Genomic DNA, 18,317 nt, shown 5'->3' with positions numbered 1-18,317 from the left:
GTGCGATGGGGAAGAGAAGGCATACAAAAAAGCCCATTCATCCCAAATTACATAGGGACGAATGGACCGCGGTACCACCCTAATTATTTCACAGCTGTGAAATCTCTCAAGATCCATAATAACGTCTGGATATAACGCCAAAGCCTACTACTTTCGGTTCGGTTTGGTGCTCAAAAGCCCATTCCATACTGTACAATTACTTGTTCACACCAGCCACAAGCTCTCTGAAATTGCCCCAATATGTACTCTTCTTTATCATCGCATACATATAAATTTATTTATTGTTACCTAAGCTCTTTTAATATGAAAGAACTAAAGTTTTATAACAAAATGTTTTGCTGATTATTATATCATATGGGATAGTGTTTGCAAACTACATCAAAATAGTAAAGCTAATGAGGATCGAGAACAACCCAAGTACGATACCGGTAATACAAATCGGATACGTCCATTTGAATGAATATGTTTTATAAATACGTTCTTTCTTATCGATAGGTTCCTCTGCTTCTTCAATTAAAGAGTCAATTTTTTTATTCGTACCAAATACTCTTTGGAATGCGTAAATTGTTACGTTAAAAAATCCGTTTTGAAATATGAATAAAAAACCACCTATAAGAATAAAAATCAATGCAATATAGAATGAGATGTTGACAAAATTCAACAAAAAATGAGATGAAACGAAGAATGCGCCAACACTAGAAACGATTATCGCAACAAAAAATAGTATACAAGTATGAAAAAAAACTTTATTCAAAATATTCCCCTCCGTCAAAATATTACTAGAATTATTATACTATAAAAGTTATAATAAGTAATATAAATAATTTTTTGAAAATTATACGCAATTGAGGTTCTAATTTCAAGATGATGGTAGCAATGTTAACGTATCCCTTTACAAAAAATTAAAAATATAAACATTTTATTAAAAATTTTAACAAAAAAATAAAAAACTATATTCACAATCGTCTAATTATATGTATAATGAAAATTGTAGAAACTTGGAGATTATTCTTTCAATTCTAATTTTCTACAAGTGAGGGTACAGGAAGTGCAATTAGGGGAGGCAACACAACATGAAGAAAAAGATACCGCTATTGCTTGCATCGACGTTGACAGTAAGTGTGCTAGGAGCCTGTAGTTATCAAAAAGATGATAATAAGGCAAGCGCGAAAGGATCCAGTACTTCAAATAAGCAAGTATTGAATCTAACAGAAACTGCTGAGATACCAACAATGGATACGACGTTATCAACGGATGCAGCATCTTCTAACATCATGAATAACACAATGGAAGGATTGTATCGTCTGGGGAAAGACGATAAACTTGTTCCGGGAGTCGCTAAATCTTATGAGAAATCAGAAGATGGTAAAAAGTATGTATTTAAATTACGTGAAGATGCGAAATGGTCGAATGGTGAACCTGTAACAGCGAAAGACTTCGTTTATTCTTGGAGAAGAGCTGTTGATTCAAATACGGGTGCCAAATTTGCTTACATACTATTTGATGTAAAAAATGCAGAGAAAATTAATAAAAAAGAATTACCAGTTGAGGAACTTGGTGTAAAAGCAATTGATGATCACACACTTGAAGTGGAATTAGATAACCCTGTTCCTTATTTTGTAAGTTTAACAGTCTATCCAACATTTTATCCTTTGAATGAGAAGTTTGTAAAAGAACAAGGAACAAAATTTGGATTAGAATCCAATACGACACTTTATAATGGCCCATTCGTTTTAAATGAATGGAAACATGAACAAAGTTTCCACCTTAAGAAAAATCCAACGTATTGGGAAAATAAAGAAGTGAAGCTTGAGGAGATAAACTTCAATATTGTTAAGGATCGTTCAACTGCTATAAATTTATATGAAACGAAAGCGATTGATCGTGTAGTATTAACATCAGAATTTGTAGATAAATACAAATCAGATGCTGATTTTAAAACAATTAAGAGACCATCTACACAATTCATTCGTTTAAATGAAAAAAATAAGTTTTTAGCAAATAAAAATATCCGAAAAGCAATTGCGATGTCCTTTGAACGTGAAAGTATCGGAAAAGTTATCTTAAACGATGGTTCAGAAGGAATGTATGGTTTTGTTCCGAAAGGTTTGGCAAAAGGACCTAACGGAAAAGACTTCCGTGAAGAGAACGGAAAGCTTATAAAAGAGGATGTTAAAGAAGCTCAAAAATATTGGGAAGCTGGTAAAAAAGAACTTGGTGTAGACAAAGTAGAGTTAGAGTTATTAAACTTTGATACTGATGATGCCAAAAAAATCGGAGAGTATTTAAAGGGACAATTCGAAAAGAACTTACCAGGTTTAACAGTTTCAACAAAAATGCAGCCATTTGCACAAAAATTAAAACTTGAAGCAAGTGGAGATTATGCGATGTCATATGCGGGATGGAGTCCAGATTATATGGATCCAATGTCATTCCTTGAAATGTATACAACAGGTAATTCACAAAATAAAGTGAATTACGCAAATCCAGCTTATGATGAACTAATTAAGGAAGCCAAAACAGAAGTAGATGTACAAGCTCGTTGGGATGCTCTATTAAAAGCAGAACAACAACTGCTTGAAGATGCAGCGATTGCTCCAGTATATCAACCTGGAAAGGCATATTTACAACGTAGTTCAATTACAGGCCTATTAGAACATAAATATGGCGGAGAATTTAGCTATAAGTGGGTTGAACTCAAAAACTAAAAATGGTTTCCATCATGAATAAGGGTATATGCCTATGATGGGCATGTGCTCTTATTTTAAAAAAATAAAAGTAAGAATATTTCAAACTATCTTATTGCTTTTGAGAAAAACGGGGAGGTGCTTGACTATGGGACGTTATGTATTAAAACGTTTCGTGTACATGGCTTTGACATTATTTTTAATTACTACAATGACTTTCTTTTTGATGAAATTACTACCGGGTTCTCCACTTAAAAACCAGGAGAAACTATCACCGGCACAAAAAGAAATCATTCTTGAAAAATATGGATTAAATGATCCAGTACCAGTTCAATATGCACGTTACTTAGGTAACTTAGCAAAAGGTGATTTAGGGGTATCATTCCAATATGATAATCGCCCAGTAACAGATATGATTGTGGATCGTATTGGACCATCAGCACAACTTGGTTTACAAGCGATTATATTAGGAACATTTATCGGTTTAATTTTAGGAATCGTTGCGGCACTTCGTAACAATACGTGGGTCGATTATGGGGCGACCATTATTTCCGTACTCGGGATGTCGGTACCATCATTCGTATTCGCCGCATTACTACAATATTTCGTAGGAGTAAAACTTGGTTGGTTCCCAGTAGCATTCTGGAAAGGACCGGAGTTTACAGTAATGCCTACAATTGCCTTATCGATGGCAGTTATCGCAACAATCGCACGTTTCGCTCGTGCAGAGTTAATTGAGGTTATGCAAGCAGACTACATTTTAACAGCGAAAGCGAAAGGAATTAGCCAAGGCGTTATCATTATCAAGCACGCACTGCGTAACGCATTAATTCCAGTTGTAACAATTTTAGGACCAATGGTTGCAGGATTAATTACAGGGACACTAGTTATTGAGCAAATTTACGCTGTACCTGGACTTGGGGAACAATTCGTTAAATCGATTACAGTGAATGACTATACAGTTATTATGGGAACTACAATTTTCTATAGTGCGATCTTCATCTTAGTTATTTTCATTGTCGATATTTTATACGGAATTATTGATCCTCGTATTCGTTTAGCGGGAGGGAAAAAATGATGAAAGATGTACAAAAATTATCTCCAGATTTATTTCAACCAGCCAATCAGAGTAATGTTGATAATGAAGTCATTGCCCGTCCAAGCTTAACGTTTTGGCAAGATGTAAGAAGACGTTTGTTCCAACATAAAGGTGCAATGTTTGGTTTCGTATTATTAATGCTTATTGTACTACTAGCAATTTTAGGACCGATGGTAAGTAAGCATTCTTATAAAGAGCAGGATTTAGGTCGTGCGAAAATGCCACCGAAAATTCCAGTGATTGAAAATGTTCATTGGCTACCATTTGACGGTACAGATCAATATGGTGTTGACCAATATGAAAAACGTGATATTAAAGAGTACTTCTGGTTTGGTACAGATGATCTTGGCCGTGATTTATGGACAAGAACATGGGAAGGTACACGAGTATCATTATATATCGCTCTTTTAGCAGCAGCGATTGACTTAGTAATTGGGGTTGCATATGGAGGTATTTCAGCCTTCTATGGCGGCAGAGTAGATAATATTATGCAACGTATTATGGAGATCATTAACGGTATTCCATACTTAATCATCGTTATTTTAATGGTAATCATTATGGGATCAGGTATTTGGTCAATTACACTTGCGATGGCAATTACAGGTTGGATAGGGATGTCGCGTATCGTTCGTGGACAGATCCTAAAATTAAAAAACCAAGAATATGTATTAGCATCTCGTACATTAGGGGCAACGAATACACAGTTAATTGTGAAGCACTTAATTCCGAACGTAATGGGACCAATTATCGTAATGACAATGTTTACAATTCCAACAGCGGTATTTGGTGAAGCATTCTTAAGCTTCATCGGACTAGGTATTCAGCCACCATTCGCATCACTTGGTTCTCTTGTAAATGATGGTTATAAATCAATTCAAACGTATCCACATATGATGTTCATCCCAGCGGTTGTCATCAGTATGTTAATCTTAGCATTCAACTTAATTGCAGACGGATTACGCGACGCGTTAGATCCAAAAATGCGTAAGTAAAAGAGGGGAGAAGTAAAAATGAAAACATTGCTAGAGGTAAAAGATTTGCAAGTCTCCTTTGATACACATGCAGGTGAAGTACAAGCTGTACGCGGTGTTACTTTTGATTTGAAAAAAGGAGAAACATTAGCGATTGTAGGAGAATCTGGTTCTGGTAAATCAGTTACTTCTAAAGCGTTAATGGGATTAATTCCGAATCCTCCAGGGCGTATTAAAAACGGTGAAATCGTATTTGAAGGTCGTGACTTAACGAAACTAACAGAAAAAGAAATGCAACAAGTACGCGGTAAAGATATTGCGATGATTTTCCAAGATCCAATGACATCATTAAACCCAACGATGACAATTGGAAATCAAATTATGGAAGGCCTTATTAAACACCAAGGGATGAGTAAAGCAGATGCACGTAAAGTTGCGTTAGAATTAATCGACCTTGTAGGTATTCCGAATCCAGAAGCGCGCTTAAAACAATATCCTCACCAATTCTCAGGTGGTATGAGACAGCGTGTAGTTATTGCGATGGCGTTAGCTTGTAACCCGAAATTATTAATTGCCGATGAGCCGACAACAGCGCTAGACGTTACAATTCAGGCGCAAATTTTAGAACTTATGAAGGACATTCAGCAAAAAACAGAAGCAGCAATCATTTTCATTACGCATGACTTAGGTGTAGTGGCAAACGTTGCAGACCGAGTTGCGGTTATGTACGCTGGTAAAGTTGTTGAAATTGGAACTGTTGATGAAATTTTCTACAATCCAAAACATCCATACACATGGGGCTTAATCGCATCTATGCCAAGCTTAGATGGTGCAGAGGACGAGCTATATGCGATTCCAGGAACGCCTCCAGACTTATTAAAACCGCCAAAGGGTGATGCTTTTGCACCACGTAACCCGCAGGCATTAAAAATTGATTTTGAAATGGACCCACCTTTATTTAAAGTAAGTGATACACACTATGCGGCAACTTGGTTACTTCACGAGCAAGCTCCAGAAGTAAAACCACCGGCAGTCGTTGAAAAACGCATTCTTCAAATGAAAGCAGGTGAACAACATGACTAAACAACGTGAGAAATTAATTGAAGTAAAAAATGTAAAGCAGCACTTCGACGTGAGTGGTGGTGTTGTCAAAGCGGTTAATGATATTTCATTTGATATTTACCGCGGAGAAACATTTGGTCTTGTAGGAGAATCAGGTTGTGGTAAATCGACAACTGGAAGAACGATTATTCGTTTATATGATGCAACTGCTGGTGAAGTGTTGTTCGATGGTGAAAATGTACATGGTAAAAAATCACGTGCCGAGCTGAAGAAGTTCAACCGTAAAATGCAAATGATTTTCCAAGATCCATATGCATCATTAAATCCTCGTATGACAGTAGGGGATATTATTGCAGAAGGTATTGATATTCACGGACTAGCAAAAGGCAAAAAAGAGCGCATGGACCGTGTTCATGAATTATTAAATACAGTTGGTTTAAATAAAGAGCACGCAAACCGTTTCCCGCATGAATTCTCAGGCGGACAACGTCAACGTATCGGTATCGCTCGTGCGCTAGCTGTAGAACCTGAATTTATCATTGCTGATGAACCAATCTCAGCACTTGACGTATCGATTCAGGCGCAAGTTGTAAACTTACTGAAACAGTTACAAAGAGAAAAAGGTTTAACATACTTATTCATCGCCCATGATTTATCAATGGTAAAATACATTAGTGATCGCATTGGTGTAATGTACCGTGGTCAAATCGTTGAGTTGACAACAAGTGAAGAGTTATATGCGAATCCAATGCATCCATATACAAAATCACTACTATCTGCAATTCCGCTTCCAGATCCAGATTATGAGCGCAATCGTAAACGTATCGTATACGATCCATCTCAACATCAATATGGTGAGGAAGCACCAACAATGCGTGAAATTCGCCCAGGACATTTTGTATTATGTTCTGAAGCAGAGTATAAGAAATATAAAGAAATCTATCAATAATAAAGTAGAGCCATTCTTCTATTAAAGAAGGATGGCTCTATTTTTTTATACTAATTAAACTTAATTTAGTATAAAGAGATTTTATCCAAGTTCTTTTTCGGTTTAAAGACAGCAAATTAAGAGTTTCCAAGAATGAAGAAAAGGCGACTGAAATCCAGCCGCCTTTTTCTTCATTTAGAAACACTTTTATTTTACTGCGCTTGAACAGAAACACTCTCATCTTGCTCATTTGGTTTAACAAGTGCATAATTTTCCCACGATCTACTTCTCCAGCGGAAGAACATAATAATTGCTCGCGTCCATTCGTCGATAGCAATCGCTAGCCAAATACCAACGAGCCCCATGTCTAAATGGAAGGCGAAAAAGTAACCGAGTGGTAAGCTCATTAACACCATGGAGAATGCGCCGATTAAAACAGGGTATTTTGCATCGCCAGCTGCACGAAGTGAATTAATGATGACGATGTTCATCGTCCGTCCTGTTTCAAGTAGTACACTTAGTAAAAGAACGCTTGCCCCTAGAGCGATAATATGAGGATTATCCGTAAATAGTCCCATTAATTGTGTGCGGAATGTAACAACGAGCATGACCATAAATAAAGTTACACCAATCGCCCATTGTACACTTTTCCATACGCGTGTGTAAGCTTCATCCTTTTCATTTCCGCCAACTAGGCGTCCAACGATAATAGCTGTTCCCATACCGATAGCAATGGCGAATAAATAAGTGAACATGGAAATGTTAGTAGCGTATTGTCTTGCAGCTAACGATTCCGTACCTAAGTATGTTGCGTAATATAAGAAGACAATTTGACAAGCTTGATACATGACTTGTTCGAATGCAGATGGAATGCCGATCTTTAAAATTTTGCCAACGTATTCTTTTGATAAAGTGAAGTAATATTGTAATTTCACACGGTATTCCATAACGCGGTACAGTAACCAGAAGAAAACGATAAGTGCGATTAACCGGCTGACAGCGGAAGAAATCGCGGCCCCTTGCACACCAAGTTCAGGGAAACCGAATTTCCCGAAAATAAGTACGTAGTTTCCGGCGATATGAATAATATTCATTCCAAGCGAAACAAACATCGCTTGCTTTGTAAAGCCGTGAACGCGGATAATTGCGGCTAATGAGTTAATAATAGCTTGAAGGAAAATAGCTCCTCCGACGATGGATAGATAGCTTTGTGCATAAGTTAGTACATCGCCTTGTAAATTCATTGCCATCATCATATGTTTTGAAAATAAAAGAAAACCAGCGCTTATAATGAGTCCGACCACTAAATTTAATGTGACGGCTAATGCTGATATTTTTGATGCTTCCATAAAGCGTTTAGAACCGAGGTATTGGGATACAACGATAGCTGCACCATTCCCTATGACTTCTAGTACTAAAATCGCGATATGAAGGTATTGATTCGCTGCACCAACCCCAGATACAGCATCGTCTGATAATGCACTTAACATGAAAGTATCAGCGATCCCCATCAGCATAAAAAGAAAAACTTCTAGAAAAATAGGCCATGTTAATAAGAATAAACTTAATTTCTCTGTTGGCCCGTTTTTTGAGCGAATTGCTGTCATGTCCGTCCCCTCTTTACCGATATCTATTTTTAGCAAAGTGTATCGTAACACACTTTCATATCCTTTGCACTTATTTTAGCCTACATATTTTCAATATGAATAAACCTTCATTTTATGACAAAAAAGGAGGAATAATTATGCGTAAGATATTATAGAATATAAAATTTATTTTTCTCTGATAATTTAGAAAAGTATAAAAATGTTCATTTTTAACACTTTAGTTCAATAAAAACGCAGTGTGAAACGTTTACAAATGCACGTGGTGTTAACAGAAAATTTTAATAAAATAGAAATATAAATATACAAAGAATATATTTGTGTGTATAATATGAATTATTAGAACATATATATATTTCTTTCTGTTTGAAAATGAAAGGGCTAACATTTTTTTTGGAGGGTGGAAGTATGAAAAAAAAGATACCAGTTTTTGTAGCATCAACAGTAGCAATGAGCATGATTTTAGGGGCATGTGGCTACCAAAAAGATGAACCGCAAGCGAACGCAAAAGGGGATAGCGGGAAAAGCGGTGCGAAGCAAGTTATTAACTTAATTGAAACACAAGAAATTCCAACGATGGACCCAGCGTTATCAGCTGATGCAGTTTCTTCAAAAGTAATGAACAATACGATGGAAGGCCTATACCGCCTTGGGAAAGACGATAAATTAGTTCCAGGTGTAGCGAAGGAATTCCAAAAGTCAGAAGACGGTAAAAAGTATACATTTAAATTACGTGAAGATGCAAAATGGTCAAATGGTGAACCTGTAACGGCGAAAGATTTCGTGTATGCATGGCAAAGAGCAATTAATCCAGATACAGCTGCGAAATCGGCTTACATTATGTACGATATAAAAAATGCTGAGAAAATTAATAAAAAAGAGATGAGTCCAGACCAATTAGGTGTAAAAGCGATTGATGATCATACACTAGAAGTAGAATTAGATAATTCTATTCCATATCTTGTTGATTTAATGGTCTATCCGATCTTCTATCCTGTTAATGAAAAGTATGTGAAAGAGCAAGGGACGAAGTTTGGTTTAGAAGCAAATACAACACTTTATAACGGACCATTTACATTAAGTGATTGGCAACATGAACGTAGCTTCAAAATGACAAAGAGCTCATCATATTGGGACAATAAAGAAGTGAAGCTTGAGGAAGTAAACTTTAATATTGTAAAAGATACGTCTACGCCAATTAATTTATATGAAACAAACGCAGTCGATCGAGCGACGTTATTAGCAGAGTTCATCGATAAATATAAAGGAAAACCAGATTTCAAAACGGTAGAAGATACATCTGTATTCTTCCTTCGCTTAAATCAAAAAGACCCAGCTTTAGCAAATAAAAATATTCGTAAAGCAATTTCTCTTGGTTTTGACCGTAAACCATTCGTTGATACATTATTAAATAACGGTTCTAAGCCAGCGACGGGATTAATTCCTGACAATTTCATTAAAGGACCGGATAAAAAAGATTTCCGTGTTGAAAATGGAGATATTGTAAAACCAAATGTAAAAGAAGCGAAAAAGTATTGGGAAGCTGGTAAAAAAGAGCTTGGTAAAAACGAAATTGAATTAGAGCTATTAAATGAAGACGTTGAATTATCGAAGAAAACTGGTGAATATTTAAAAGGTGAGTTAGAAAAGAATTTACCAGGTTTAACAGTGAAAATTAAACAACAACCATTCGCGCAAAAACTAAAATTAGAAGATGCGGGCGACTTTGTAATGTCATTCTCTGGATGGAGTGCAGACTTCCCAGATCCAGTTACATATCTTGATATGTTCGTAACTGATGGGGCACAAAATAAAATGAAGTATTCTAATCCGAAGTACGATGAGATTATTATGAAAGCGAAGAAAGATGGAAGCGACGTAAATGCTCGTTGGAAAAACTTACTTGAAGCAGAAAAAATGTTACTTGATGACGCTGCGATTGTTCCAGTATATCAACGTGGTAGAGCATATTTACAAAGAGAAACAATTAAAGATATGTACAACCATAAGTATGGTGGCGAAGTAAGCTTCAAATGGGCATCAGTAGGAAAATAACAAAAAAAAGCAGGTAATTACCTGCTTTTTTTAGTACGTACGTTTTTTATAAATGCCTTTTCCGCCAACTTGGTTCCAGCCAGATTGTACATCTAAACTTTTGTTAACAAACTTCATTTTTTCTTTCCCACCAAAGAGTTTTTCACCGATGCTATTTGTAATGACACCAATCAATGCTGTTATTCCGATGATGAGGGTAGCAACAATGATAAAATCAGTAAAAAAAGCGATCATATGCAAATTCCCCCTTTGTCTGTCTGTATTTTTATTGTATGAGATAAATGGTAAAAAAGAAAGAAATGTCAGAAAAATATTCGATTTGCTTTAGAAAGCATATAGACATGAGCGGGGAGATTTGTTAAAATGAGAACGAATGTTCCTTTTCGTTTCTAATCTTTAGAGTCTTACATTTCTCAATTGTTTTGTTGGGAAAAGGTAAGAAAACGCTCTCTTTTTAATGGGGAAGATTATGAAACTGTAATTGTATATCAAGTGAAGATTATTGTAGAAAGTAAGTATCAAAAGGGTTGAAGACCGTTGTTAAAGGACAGTTTTACTGAGTATAATCATGTTGCATAGCAGTGGAGTACACGGAGAAATTTTCTCAACTAGCAGTAAATTCACTGTATATTTCTTGCAAAAACTATTGTATAATGATTATAGAAGTTACTTATTAAAAGTAATTATTGTTGCTTACATGAATTGCGATTTTTTACTTTGCTATAAGACAAGTTATCGCGAAAAATTGCGGAAGTTAGAAATTTAAACTGTAATTAGTACAGAATTTGTACTCTTTAAGGAGAGTGAGCTTTGTATGGTAACATTATATAGTTCTCCAAGCTGTACGTCTTGTAGAAAGGCGAAATTATGGCTAGAGGAAAATCATATTCCTTATACAGAACGTAATATTTTCTCAGATCCATTAACGATTGATGAGATTAAAGAGATTTTACGTATGACAGAAAGCGGAACGGATGAGATTATTTCTACTCGTTCAAAAGTTTTCCAAGAATTGAATGTGAACTTAGAGTCTTTACCACTTCAAGATTTATATAAGATGATTCGTGACTATCCAGGTATTTTACGTCGTCCAATTATGATTGACGAAAAACGCCTTCAAGTAGGTTACAACGAAGATGAAATCCGTCGTTTCTTACCACGTACAGTAAGAACGTTCCAATTACGTGAAGCACAGCGTCTTGTAAATTAATTATAATAATATGAAAACCTTCTACCTATTATAGAGTAGAAGGTTTTTTTTTACTGTTTAACATTACGTAATCGCACTTGTTGAACGATAAAGCCTATGCATAAAATGGTGAAAATGAACAAATAAGGGATACTTGTGGCAAAACTAGGATTATGATGAAAAAACGTTGCAAGTCTGTCTTCATGTGTAATCATTTTTCCTGCTGTATAGGCGAGAACTGCTGCTCCGCAATAAATGAGAAATGGAAAGCGTTCCATGAGTATTAAAATAAGTTTGCTTCCCCAAATGATAATCGGGATAGAAATGAATAAACCGATAATTACCAGTGAAAGTCTTCCGTGAGCTGCTCCTGCAATGGCAATAACATTGTCAAACCCCATAACGAGATCCGCGAATACAATTGTACGCACAGCTTGGAATAAAGTCGTTTTTCCTTTGATAGAAGAAAGATCGTTGTTATTATCAGTGAGTAAATTGACCGCAATTAATGTGAGTAAAATTCCGCCGGTGAGTTGTAAAAATGGGATATCAAGTAAATAGACAGCTAGTATCGTGAGGAGAATTCGTAGCACAATTGCTAACATAGTACCAATCAAAATGGCTTTATTTCGTTTTGCTTCAGGTAAATTTCGGCTAGCTAGTGCGATGACAATTGCGTTATCGCCACCTAGTACAACATCGATACCGACAATCAGTAGTACAGATGTTAAAAACTCTAAGTCCATTCGTCTGCCTCCATTTATGATGTTTTAATAAGCGAAATATATGTATGTGGTGAAGAAAGTTTGTCTAGTTTTGATCCCGCGCTCCCAGGGACAAAATAATCACCTCTAATAGAAGTTTCACTTTATTACAGTGTACGAGGGAATATGGGAATGTATGTCCAAATTTTTTGCGAGCAGTGAATTGGTATAATGGTATATTTATTCCGATTGGTGCGAGCTAATAATCAGTGGAGGATGAAAAAAATACTGATTATTGTTTCACTTTATGTAAAAAGTCGAATACAGATAGGTATATAACTATTTTTGTAAAATAAATCGATTTTATTTCCCTTCTGGAGAATCTTATCATAAAATGAGAGTACAAGAATCTATTGTTTTGTCATATGAGTGGGGAATCCCTTCATAACAATTCTAAGCAGGAAGGGAGCGTTGTATTTTGGATATTGAAAGAATTAATGACCATACGATGAAATTTTTTATTACGTACATTGATATAGAGGACAGAGGGTTTAATCGTGAAGAAATTTGGTATGATCGCGAACGAAGTGAAGAGCTCTTTTGGGAGATGATGGACGAAGCTCGTGATCATGATGATTTCTTTATCGATGGGCCGTTATGGATCCAAGTGCAAGCAGTCGATAAAGGGATTGAAGTACTTGTAACGAAAGCGGAGCTTTCAAAGGATGGACAAAAGCTGGAACTACCAATAGGTGTAGACAAAATTATAGACATTCCTCTAGATGAAGGCATCGAATCATTATTCCAGCAAGAATTAGTGGAAGAGGTAGAAGAACAAGTAGGAACAAACTTTAATGAAGATGGTACGTTTGGCTTTTTAATTAAGTTTAATGATTTTGAAGATGTTATTTCATTAAGTCATCGTCTTATCTTTGAAGATATAAAAGATGAATTACATTCATTTGAGGACCGATATTATGTATATGTGGAATTCGATGAAGTGCTACATGATGAAGAAGAAATTGATCGTATTTTAAGTATTGTTTTAGAATATGGAGAAGAATCTACTTTAACGATTCACCGTGTAAGTGAGTATGGGAAACAGGTTGTGAAAGAGCGTGCGCTTGAGACAATTCGCAACAATTTTCCTCCTAAAATGTAGGCCGATTTCTATAGTATGAAATCGGCTTTTTTTATGAAGAATAGGAAGGCTTTCTTAGTAAGGAGGTAAGAGATGAAAAACACGTTAAAACTATTTTTCTTTTTTCTACTATTGTTCGCATTATTTGTTTCATTACGCATGTTTATTGATGTAGCATTTTATTCGGATGTCATTGGGATAAAGGATGTTTCTATTTTAGGTATTATTAGTATTTTATTTACGGTTTCCGCATTTTTAATTGGATGTGTTATTTTCTTAGAAAACCGCCATCCGTCTAAAACACTTACGTGGTTAATCGTACTAGGTATTTTTCCGGTGTTCGGTTTCTTTGCTTATCTTTTATTTGGACAAAATTTTCGTAGAAAAAGAATGTTCCAAAAGAAGGCATTACTCGATGAACAGGCATTTTTACAATATAAGGGACACGAAGATTACGAAGAACGGATTTTACGAAATCATAAGCATCAAGAATTGTTATTTCGTTTAGCAGATCGACTAGGTGCTTTAAATATTTCATTTCAAACTGAAACGAGGACATTAACAAATGGAGACGAAACGTTTCAGGCAATTTTAGATGGGTTAAATCGAGCGAAACACCACATTCATATGGAGTATTACATTGTGCGTGATGACAAGCTCGGTACAGAAATTAAAGATATTTTAATAAAAAAATCAAAAGAAGGCGTTGTCGTTCGTTTTTTATACGACGCGGTTGGAAGCTTTAAATTATCAAATTCGTATATTGAAGAATTGAATGATGCAGGAGTAGAAATGATTCCATTTTTCCCTGTGCGCTTTCCAATTTTAAACGATAAAATTAATTATCGAAACCACCGGAAAATCGTTATTATAGATGGAAATGAAGGGTTTGTAGGTGGATTAAATATTGGTGATGAGTATTTAGGGAAGGATAAATATTTCGGTTTTTGGCGAGACACGCATTTATATTTACGCGGTGAAGCAGTTCAAAGTTTACAGCTAATTTTCCTTCAAGACTGGTTTTATATGACTGGTGAGGCGGTATTAGCACCTGAATATTTACAAGCGGAAGCAGTTGAGGGTGATCATTGGGGCGGAGTCCAACTTGTTGGAGGTGGACCGGATAATAAATGGGAAACAATTAAACATTTATATTTTGCAATGATTGCTTCAGCTAGGAAATCGATTTGGATTGCAACACCATACTTTATCCCAGATGATGATATTTTATCTGCATTAAAAGTAGCTGCACTTGCTGGTATTGATGTTCGTTTGTTAATGCCAAGTAAGCCAGATAAGCGGACTGTCTTTTATGCATCAAGATCGTACTTTCCGGAGTTATTAGATGCAGGAGTAAAAATATATGAATATGAAAAAGGTTTTCTTCATAGTAAAGTTGTCATCGTGGATTCTGATCTCGCATCAATTGGGACAGCTAATATGGATATGAGAAGTTTTCATTTAAACTTTGAAGTAAATGCCTTTTTATATGATACAGGTAGCATTCGAAAGCTCGTTCAAGATTTTAAAGACGATTTAGAAGAATCCAGTGAAATTCATGTTGACCGATTTCATAAGAGACGTCTTCATAGGCGGATTGTTGAATCGACGTATCGGTTATTATCACCTTTATTATAGAAAGAGATGTCCTAATTTAGGACATCTCTTTTTTTGAGAGGAATTTGTAGTAAATTGTAGAATACAAGAAGTTGAAAGGGTGTGATGGTGGATGTTTATTGCAAGGAGAGAAAACGGAGAGAAAATTCATCTATTATATAACCGGGATGAAGAACGTTTACGCGAAATGCGTAAACGAGAAAAATTCTTTTGTACAGCTTGCGGAAAAGAAGTGCAAATGAAATTAGGAACACAAAAGAGCTGGCATTTTGCTCATAAGAAAGTGGATTCATGTCTTACCTTTTATGAAGCAGAATCTATGTATCATATGCACGGTAAAGAATTGTTATATAGATGGTTGAAACGTCAAAATTTTCATGTGGATATAGAGCATTACCTTCCAAAAATCCAGCAAAGACCAGATGTTTTCGTAGAGAGAGCAGGTAGGGAAATTGCGATTGAATATCAATGCGCCAATCTCTCCATAGAACAGCTTTCTAAACGAACATACTCGTATTGGCAAGCTGGTATACAGGTCATCTGGATCATTGGTGGAAATCAATTAAAAAAGCAATCTGCATATTGGATGAAATTTTCCTCACTTCTGGCTTTCTCCTTACAATCTTATCCTCAGCCATTTCTTATTTTCTTCTGTCCGAAACAAAAATCGTTTATGAAATGCGCATTTATCACTCCGTTTTCTACAAATGTCTCTTTCTCACATACTATTTATTTACCAACTGATACGACTACTGTTGACATGCTCTTTTCCTCTGTTCCTTTCCAAAAAGAGGTACTAGGACAAGAATGGAAGAGAAAAAAGAACCATTTTCGGCAAAACGCTCTATCTATCTGGAATTATAATCATAAGTCACTACTCCGCCTCTTATATCAATATAAATGTACCCCAGCGAGCTTTCCTTCTGAAATCGGTGTTCCGCTCCCATCCGCGTTTGCTTTTCAAACAAATCCATTTACATGGCAAGCTTTTCTATACATGAAGTGTATAGGTGAGCTTGCGGTAGGGAATTGTATTTCCCTTCAATATGTGTGTAGTTATGTAAAAAAAAATACGGAAATGCGCTTACTTCCGTACTTTTCACAACATATATGGAAAGTAGCGGTTACTGAATATATGACTTTTTTATGTTTTGTAGGCGTGTTGCATAAAGTAGGGACTTATACGTACCGAAAAATGAGGAATATAGTTATGTTACAGGCGGAGGAGGAAGTTAGGAAATATGATGAGATTTGCCTAACTTATGCGCTATCTCTATTTGAGACAAAGTTCAACATGAGAGAAGAAAAAGGGGATATAATAAAGAATGAACGTGAAGGAATTACATAAGAAAAACAGAATTGTACTTAAGTAGAGATATTTAAAGGAGGGCTTACAGAATGTCTGAACAAAATAAAGCAAAAACATTACCAGATCGCAATGAGATTGAAGAAGCAAGTACATGGCGATTAGAAGATATTTTCCAAACAGATGCAGAATGGGAAAAAGAATTCCAAGCTATTAAAGAGCTATTGCCAAAGTTAACTGAATTTAAAGGGAAGCTTGGCGACTCTGCAGACAATTTGCTTGAGGCATTGCAATATGAAGATGAAATTTCAATGCGATTAGGTAAGCTATATACATATGCACATATGCGTTACGATCAAGATACAACAAACTCTGTGTATCAAGCACTGAATGATCGCGCAACAAATTTATACTCACAAGTATCTAGTAGCACAGCGTATATCGTACCTGAAATTTTATCTATTTCAGAAGATACATTGCAAACATTTTTACAAGAAAATCGAGAACTAAGTGTATATGAGCATGCATTAGAAGAAATTACACGTCAACGTCCGCACGTATTATCTGAGGCAGAGGAAGCGTTATTAGCAGAAGCATCTGAAGTGATGAGTGCATCAAGTAATACATTCGGTATGTTGAATAATGCGGATTTGAAATTCCCATCTATTAAAGGTGAGGATGGAGAAGAGGTAGAAATAACACATGGCCGTTACATTCAGTTTTTAGAAAGTGATGATCGTCGTGTTCGCGAAGATGCATTCAAAGCTGTATTTGAAACGTATGGGAAATTTAAGAACACATTTGCAAGTACGTTAAGCGGGGCAGTGAAACGTAATAATTTCAATGCACGTATTCGTAAATATGACTCTGCTCGCCAAGCAGCATTAAGCAATAATAATATTCCTGAAGCAGTATACGATCAACTCGTTGAAACGGTAAATGACAACTTACATTTATTACACCGTTACATTGATATTCGTAAGCGTGCACTAGGACTTGATGAGCTTCATATGTACGATTTATATACACCACTTGTACAAGAAGTGAAAATGAATGTGAAGTATGAAGAAGCGCAAGACCTGTTATTAAAATCTTTAAACGTACTTGGTGATGAATATGTTGAAATTTTAAAAGAAGCATATGAAAATCGCTGGGTAGATGTGTACGAGAATAAAGGCAAACGAAGCGGAGCATATTCATCTGGTGCATACGGAACAAATTCGTATATTTTAATGAACTGGCATGATAATGTAAATAATTTATATACACTTGCTCATGAGTTTGGTCATTCGGTGCATAGTTATTACACAAGAAAGACACAGCCACACGTATACGGTGATTATTCAATCTTCGTTGCAGAGGTAGCATCAACTTGTAATGAAGCGCTTCTAAATGATTATTTATTAAAAACGACAGAAGATAAAAAAGAGCGTCTATATTTATTAAATCATTATTTAGAAGGATTCCGTGGTACTGTATTCCGTCAAACAATGTTTGCAGAGTTCGAGCATATCATTCATAAAAAAGTACAAGAAGGACATGCGGTTACGCCAGATATGTTAACGGAGATCTACTACGATTTAAATAAGAAATATTTCGGGGATGCTTTAGTAATCGATAAAGAAATCGGTTTAGAATGGTCTCGTATTCCGCACTTCTATTACAACTATTACGTATATCAATACGCAACAGGATTTAGTGCAGCGACTGCGTTATCTAAACAAATTTTAGAAGAAGGGCAACCAGCAGTAGAACGTTACATTAACGAATTCTTAAAAGCGGGAAGCTCCGATTATCCAATTGAAGTGTTGAAAAAAGCAGGAGTTGATATGGCATCTCCTGAACCAGTGAAAGAGGCACTTCAAGTATTTGAAGAGAAATTAAATGAATTAGAAGCGTTATTATTTGAAGAAAAGTAATGAGAAAAGACGAGGGATTTTATCCTCGTCTTTTT

15 protein-coding genes and 1 other annotated feature are annotated in these 18,317 nt (G+C 35.7%); of the genes, 11 read left to right on the top strand and 4 right to left on the bottom strand.

Features of this window, described 5'->3' with window-relative positions; translation table 11 throughout:
* Positions 1-50 precede the first annotated feature (50 nt).
* Positions 51-268: a binding site (T-box leader), on the bottom strand.
* Positions 269-373: 105 nt separating this feature from the next.
* Positions 374-754 carry a DUF3899 domain-containing protein gene (locus SB773_RS18460; protein ID WP_410591315.1) on the bottom strand — a complete coding sequence of 127 codons (381 nt, stop codon included), beginning with the start codon at positions 752-754 and terminating at the stop codon, positions 374-376.
* Positions 755-1,073: 319 nt separating this feature from the next.
* Here SB773_RS18460 and SB773_RS18455 point away from each other — a divergent pair, with 319 nt between their 5' ends.
* The 5 genes from SB773_RS18455 to SB773_RS18435 all read left to right on the top strand — a co-directional run bounded on the left by SB773_RS18455 (position 1,074) and on the right by SB773_RS18435 (position 6,768).
* A complete protein-coding gene (locus SB773_RS18455; RefSeq protein WP_113733644.1) occupies positions 1,074-2,708 on the top strand; it encodes a peptide ABC transporter substrate-binding protein in 1,635 nt (544 codons plus the stop codon).
* Positions 2,709-2,835: 127 nt separating this feature from the next.
* The gene (opp3b, locus tag SB773_RS18450; RefSeq protein ID WP_088035105.1) at positions 2,836-3,765 is read left to right on the top strand and encodes an oligopeptide ABC transporter permease; all 930 of its coding nucleotides are present in this window, start codon (positions 2,836-2,838) and stop codon (positions 3,763-3,765) included.
* A complete protein-coding gene (gene opp3C / locus SB773_RS18445) occupies positions 3,762-4,778 on the top strand; it encodes an oligopeptide ABC transporter permease (protein WP_002086981.1) in 1,017 nt (338 codons plus the stop codon). Before opp3b ends, opp3C begins: the two co-directional genes overlap by 4 nt.
* A gap of 18 nt (positions 4,779-4,796) precedes the next feature.
* A complete protein-coding gene (locus SB773_RS18440; RefSeq protein ID WP_002011337.1) occupies positions 4,797-5,840 on the top strand; it encodes an ABC transporter ATP-binding protein in 1,044 nt (347 codons plus the stop codon).
* Entirely contained in the window at positions 5,833-6,768 is a 936-nt protein-coding gene (locus SB773_RS18435; RefSeq protein ID WP_002086978.1) for an ABC transporter ATP-binding protein, read from the top strand. The genes SB773_RS18440 and SB773_RS18435 overlap by 8 nt, the downstream gene beginning before the upstream one ends.
* A gap of 191 nt (positions 6,769-6,959) precedes the next feature.
* Here SB773_RS18435 and SB773_RS18430 read toward each other — a convergent pair whose 3' ends face one another.
* Positions 6,960-8,405 (bottom strand): MATE family efflux transporter, encoded by a 1,446-nt coding sequence (locus SB773_RS18430; RefSeq protein ID WP_002166144.1) that lies wholly within the window; start codon positions 8,403-8,405, stop codon positions 6,960-6,962.
* Between the two features lie 354 nt (positions 8,406-8,759).
* On the opposite strand from SB773_RS18430, the gene SB773_RS18425 reads away from it, so the two are divergent.
* Complete coding sequence (locus tag SB773_RS18425; RefSeq protein WP_002140829.1) at positions 8,760-10,406, top strand: peptide ABC transporter substrate-binding protein; 1,647 nt, start codon at positions 8,760-8,762, stop codon at positions 10,404-10,406.
* 30 nt (positions 10,407-10,436) lie between these two features.
* Here the strand turns inward: SB773_RS18425 and SB773_RS18420 are convergent, their stop codons facing one another.
* Positions 10,437-10,640 carry a hypothetical protein gene (locus SB773_RS18420; protein WP_000559981.1) on the bottom strand — a complete coding sequence of 68 codons (204 nt, stop codon included), beginning with the start codon at positions 10,638-10,640 and terminating at the stop codon, positions 10,437-10,439.
* Between the two features lie 580 nt (positions 10,641-11,220).
* Between SB773_RS18420 and spx the strand changes: the two genes are divergently transcribed.
* Entirely contained in the window at positions 11,221-11,616 is a 396-nt protein-coding gene (spx, locus tag SB773_RS18415; RefSeq protein ID WP_002011348.1) for a transcriptional regulator Spx, read from the top strand.
* A gap of 50 nt (positions 11,617-11,666) precedes the next feature.
* Here spx and SB773_RS18410 read toward each other — a convergent pair whose 3' ends face one another.
* Positions 11,667-12,341 carry a TerC family protein gene (locus SB773_RS18410; RefSeq protein WP_002030376.1) on the bottom strand — a complete coding sequence of 225 codons (675 nt, stop codon included), beginning with the start codon at positions 12,339-12,341 and terminating at the stop codon, positions 11,667-11,669.
* Positions 12,342-12,777: 436 nt separating this feature from the next.
* Here SB773_RS18410 and mecA point away from each other — a divergent pair, with 436 nt between their 5' ends.
* The 4 genes from mecA (at position 12,778) to pepF (ending at position 18,282) form a co-directional block, all read left to right on the top strand.
* Complete coding sequence (gene mecA / locus SB773_RS18405; protein ID WP_002011351.1) at positions 12,778-13,461, top strand: adaptor protein MecA; 684 nt, start codon at positions 12,778-12,780, stop codon at positions 13,459-13,461.
* 72 nt (positions 13,462-13,533) lie between these two features.
* Positions 13,534-15,078 (top strand): cardiolipin synthase, encoded by a 1,545-nt coding sequence (locus tag SB773_RS18400; protein ID WP_410591308.1) that lies wholly within the window; start codon positions 13,534-13,536, stop codon positions 15,076-15,078.
* A gap of 91 nt (positions 15,079-15,169) precedes the next feature.
* Positions 15,170-16,405, top strand: coding sequence for a competence protein CoiA (locus SB773_RS18395; RefSeq protein ID WP_410591306.1), 1,236 nt, complete (start codon positions 15,170-15,172; stop codon positions 16,403-16,405).
* 50 nt (positions 16,406-16,455) lie between these two features.
* Positions 16,456-18,282 (top strand): oligoendopeptidase F, encoded by a 1,827-nt coding sequence (pepF, locus tag SB773_RS18390; protein ID WP_410591304.1) that lies wholly within the window; start codon positions 16,456-16,458, stop codon positions 18,280-18,282.
* The last annotated feature ends 35 nt before the right edge of the window (positions 18,283-18,317 follow it).

The sequence above is a fragment of the Bacillus sp. SIMBA_074 genome, from assembly GCF_046534555.1.
In the GTDB taxonomy this organism is placed as follows: domain Bacteria; phylum Bacillota; class Bacilli; order Bacillales; family Bacillaceae_G; genus Bacillus_A; species Bacillus_A mycoides.
The sequence above is the reverse complement of the archived record's forward strand: the minus strand, read 5'-3'. Positions and strand labels throughout refer to the sequence as shown.